The sequence below is a fragment of the Arthrobacter sp. H41 genome (assembly GCF_000520535.1).
Classification (GTDB): domain Bacteria; phylum Actinomycetota; class Actinomycetes; order Actinomycetales; family Micrococcaceae; genus Arthrobacter_D.
The window spans coordinates 7,538-12,129 of record NZ_KI914797.1 but is presented as its reverse complement, the minus strand read 5'-3'; the positions used below and the strand labels follow the sequence as shown (position 1 = coordinate 12,129).

General features: G+C 66.2%; 3 protein-coding genes. 2 read left to right on the top strand and 1 reads right to left on the bottom strand.

Annotation, left to right across the window (positions count from 1 at the left end; genetic code table 11):
* The coding region (gene glgP / locus Y705_RS18905; RefSeq protein WP_081737954.1) for an alpha-glucan family phosphorylase at window positions 1-2,187 on the bottom strand (2,187 nt) is incomplete at its 3' end.
* 136 nt (window positions 2,188-2,323) lie between these two features.
* Between glgP and Y705_RS0109785 the strand changes: the two genes are divergently transcribed.
* Window positions 2,324-4,363 carry an alpha-1,4-glucan--maltose-1-phosphate maltosyltransferase gene (locus tag Y705_RS0109785; RefSeq protein ID WP_253908570.1) on the top strand — a complete coding sequence of 680 codons (2,040 nt, stop codon included), beginning with the start codon at window positions 2,324-2,326 and terminating at the stop codon, window positions 4,361-4,363.
* Window positions 4,363-4,592, top strand: a 230-nt coding sequence (locus tag Y705_RS18900; RefSeq protein WP_155850015.1) for an alpha-amylase family glycosyl hydrolase, incomplete at its 3' end; no start/stop codon positions are given. The genes Y705_RS0109785 and Y705_RS18900, both read left to right, overlap by 1 nt.

The window sequence follows — 4,592 nt, the reverse complement described above, 5'->3', positions numbered from 1 at the left end:
CGCCGGCTGGTACAGCTGTCCCACGTAGTCCTGCAACATGCGCTCGGCAGAAACAGCGGGCCCGAGGGTGGCCATGGTGTGCTTGATCATGGCGATCCACTGGTGCGGGATGCGGTCGGGTGACGGTTCCGAAGGCCCTGCGGCGCCGGCTCCCATGGCGGGGACCGATCCGTAGAACCGGGGGCTGACCTGCGTTTCGAGCAGGTCGTAGAGGGCTGCGGCCTCGATGTCGTCACGCTCGTCCGCCGACGCCCCGTTGTCTGCGGTGGGAATGGCCCACCCGTTGTCGCCGTCGTACATCTCGTCCCACCAGCCATCGAGCACCGAGAGGTTCAGGCCGCCGTTGATGGCGGACTTCATGCCCGAGGTTCCGCAGGCCTCGAGGGGGCGGAGCGGGTTGTTGAGCCACACATCGCAACCCGGGAACAGCGTGCGGGCCATCGCGATGTCGTAGTTCGGGAGGAACACGATGCGGTGGCGCACGGCCGGGTCGTCAGTGAAACGGACCAGGTCCTGGATCATCCGTTTGCCCTGCTCGTCCGCGGGGTGCGACTTCCCGGCGATCACCAGCTGGATCGGGTGCTGGGGATGCAGCAGCAGTGCCTTCAGGCGCGCGGGGTCGCGGAGCATGAGGGTCAGGCGCTTGTAGGTGGGCACGCGGCGGGCGAAACCGATGGTCAGGACATCCGGGTCGAGTACCGAATCGGTCCACGCGAGCTCGGCGTCGGCTGCGCCACGGGTTTTCCAGGACGCGCGCAGGCGGCGCCGGACGTCGGCCACGAGGTTCGAGCGGAGGCTGCGGCGCAGCGCCCAGATCTCGGGGTCGGCGACGTCGTACACGCGGGACCAGTTCGGGTCGAGGATCGACTCGGCGCCGAAGTTCTTCCGCGCGAAATCGGCGATCTGGGGGTCAACCCAGGTGGGAACATGGACGCCGTTCGTCACCGAGGTGATCGGCACCTCGCGCGTGTCGAATCCCGGCCACAGCCCCGAGAACATGCCACGGGACACCTCGCCGTGCAGCTTCGCCACGCCGTTGGCGCGCTGGGCCAGGCGGAGGCCCATCACCGCCATATTGAACTTCGCCGGATCCCCGTCGGCGTAGTTCTCGGCGCCGAGCGCCAGGACCTTGTCCGTCGGGACCGAGTGCGCGAGGCCGGCATTGAAGAAGTGCTCGATCTGTGTGCAGTCGAAGCGGTCGATTCCCGCGGGAACCGGGGTGTGCGTGGTGAAGACGGTGGAGGCGCGTCCCGCCGTCAGGGCTTCCTCCCAGCTCATGGGGGATTCGTTCGACGGGTCCATCAATTCGCGGATGCGCTCGATGCCGAGGAAGCCGGCGTGGCCCTCATTGGTGTGGAACACCTCGGGGGCGGGGGTTCCGGTGAGCCTCTCGAAGATGCGGAGCGCCTTGACGCCGCCCATGCCGAGCAGCAGTTCCTGCTGCAGTCGCTGGTCCCCGCCCCCACCGTACAGTCGGTCGGTGACGTTGCGGGCGGCTTCGTCATTGCCTGCCACGTTCGAGTCGAGCAGGAGCAGCGGCACGCGGCCGACGTCGGCGCGCCAGATGTGGGCGGACAGCTGCCGACCGTTGGGGAGCGGAAGGACGACCTTCGCTGCACTCCCGTCCGCTTCGCGGAGCAGGGTCAGCGGCAGGCCGTCGGGGTCGAGGACCGGGTAGGTTTCCTGCTGCCAGGCATCACGGGACAGGGACTGCTTGAAGTAGCCGGCCTGGTACAGCAGTCCGACGCCGATCAGCGGCACCCCGAGGTCGGAGGCCGATTTCAGGTGGTCGCCGGCAAGGATGCCGAGGCCACCGGAGTACTGCGGCAGCACGGCGCTGATGCCGTACTCGGGGGAGAAGTAGGCGATCGAGCGGGGTGCATCATCGCCGAGTGTCTGATACCAGCGGGGCGCACTGAGATAGCTGTCGAGATCGGCCCCCAGGTCCTGGATCCGCTGGACGAGCTGCTTGTCGGCTGCCAGCTGGCGCAGCTGTTCACGCGTCACCGAGCCGAGAAATGACACCGGGTCGTGGCCGCTGGCTGCCCAGGCGGCGGGGTCGATGTCCTCGAAGAGGCGCGAGGTCGGCAGGTGCCACGACCATCGCAGGTTGCCCGCGAGCTTGCCCAGGGGCGCAATGCTTTCGGGGAGGACGGTACGGACGGTAAATCTGCGGATTGCCTTCACGGGATTTACGCTAGCGCAGTTGTTCCGGTTCGTGGGGGAGGCCCAACGCAACCGCTTACGTAAACCGACCACTTAATCCGTATGTTACGGAAAGCCCCCTTAGCAATTCCGCTGAATACTCGCTAACGTCAGGTGCGTGACGATTTCGAGCGAGCAGCCCCGCAATGCCTCCTACCCTGAAGGGTTGCGCTTCGGCCGCATCCCCATCACTGCCGTAGCCCCTGTGATCGAGGACGGCAGGTTCCCCTCGAAGGCGATCCCGGGCTCCGACATCACCGTCGGTGCGACCGTGTTCCGGGAAGGCCATGACCAGCTCGGTGTTTCCGCCGTCCTGTACGACCCCCGCGGCAAGGAGGTCCAGCGCATCCGGCTTACCGCCGTCGGTGCGGGACTGGATCGGTGGGAGGGCCGGCTCCGTCCGGCAGCGAGCGGACTCCATACCTTCACCATCGAGGGCTGGTCCGACGTCTATGGGACGTGGGAGCACGACGCGTCGATCAAGATCGCCGCGGGAGTGGATGTCGACCTCATGCTCGAAGAGGGCGTCGCGCTCTTCACGAAGGCTGCTGAAGAGCGCACCGCGAAGGACGCAGCTCTGTTCCGCCGCACAGCGGCAGCGCTCGCCGACACGTCGCGCAGTGTCGAGGACCGGCTGGCCGCCGGTTCCACGCTCCAGGTACTGGAGGCCATTCGGCGGAAGCCGCTGCGCTCCATGGTCACTGCGTCGCCCGCCTACCCCATCCTCGTGGAGCGCGAGCTCGCCGGGCGCGGAGCCTGGTACGAGTTCTTCCCACGCTCCGAAGGCGCCGTGTACAACCATGAAACCGCGGAGTGGACCTCGGGCAACTTCCGGACTGCGGCGAAGCGTCTGGACGCCGTTGCCGCCATGGGGTTCGACGTCGTCTATCTGCCACCGATCCACCCGATCGGCCGCACCCACCGCAAGGGTCCGAACAACACGCTGACCGCAGGCCCCGAGGATCCGGGATCCCCCTGGGCCATCGGATCCGAGGCCGGTGGCCATGATGCCATCCACCCCGACCTCGGCACCTTCGAAGACTTCGACGCTTTCGTCGCACGGGCCGCCGAGCTGAACCTGGAGGTGGCGCTCGACTTCGCGCTCCAGGCATCTCCGGACCACCCCTGGGTCACCTCGCACCCCGAGTGGTTCACCACCCGGGTGGACGGCTCCATCGCCTACGCGGAGAACCCCCCGAAGAAATACCAGGACATCTATCCCATCAACTTCGACAACGACCCGAAAGGCATCTCGAAGGAGATCCTGCGGATCGTGCTGATGTGGGTCGAGCACGGCGTCAAGGTCTTCCGCGTCGACAACCCGCACACCAAGCCGGTGCAGTTCTGGGAATGGCTGATCGCCAAGGTCAACAGGAAGCACCCGGACGTCATCTTCCTCGCCGAGGCGTTCACGCGTCCTCCGATGATGCACGCGTTGGGCCGGGCAGGCTTCCAGCAGTCCTATACCTACTTCACCTGGCGCAATACGAAGACGGAGATCGAGGAGTACTTCACCGAGATCAGCTCCGTGTCGCCTGCGTACTTCCGCCCCAATTTCTTCGTCAACACTCCCGACATCCTCACTGAATTCCTGCAGTACGGCGGGCCCGCCGCCTTCAAGATCCGGGCGGTGCTCGCCTCGATGGCCAGCCCCCTGTGGGGCGTGTATTCGGGCTACGAGTTGTTCGAGCACGTGGCGCGGCCAGGTGCCGAGGAGTACCTCGACAACGAGAAGTTCCAGTACCGGCCCCGTGTCTATGCGGCGGCCGAGGCCGAGGGCCGCTCGCTGGCTCCCTATATCAGCCGCCTCAACACTATCCGGCGTTCGCATCCCGCTCTCGGTGACCTTGAGAACCTGACCCTCCACTCGAGCAGCGACCCCGCGACCGTCGTGTTCTCGAAGCACAAGGAGACCGCCGACGGCAAGGACACGATCATCGTCGTCGTCAACGTGGATCCGCACAGCACGCGGGAAAGCACCGTCTCCCTCGACCTGCGCGCGCTCTCGATCGATGCTGCGGACCGCAACGAGGACGGCACGTTCTGGGTGGACGACCTCGTGAGCGGCCAGAGCTTCGCCTGGGGCGAGCATAATTACGTCCGGCTGGACGCCCATGTGGAACCGGCTCACATCCTTATCATCAGGAGGCAGCGCTAGTGCCCAACCCCTTTCAGCTGAACGCACCCGGGCTCGCCCATGACCCGCACTGGTATCGGAAGGCCGTCTTCTACGAAGTGCTGGTCCGTGGCTTCGCGGACGCCAATGGTGACGGTTCCGGAGACTTCTCCGGCCTCATCGAGCGGATGGACTACCTGCTGCAGCTCGGCTACATCGCGGTGTTCGGGTCGCTGGCGTACGGCCGGTTCAGCACGAAGGACATCCTGAG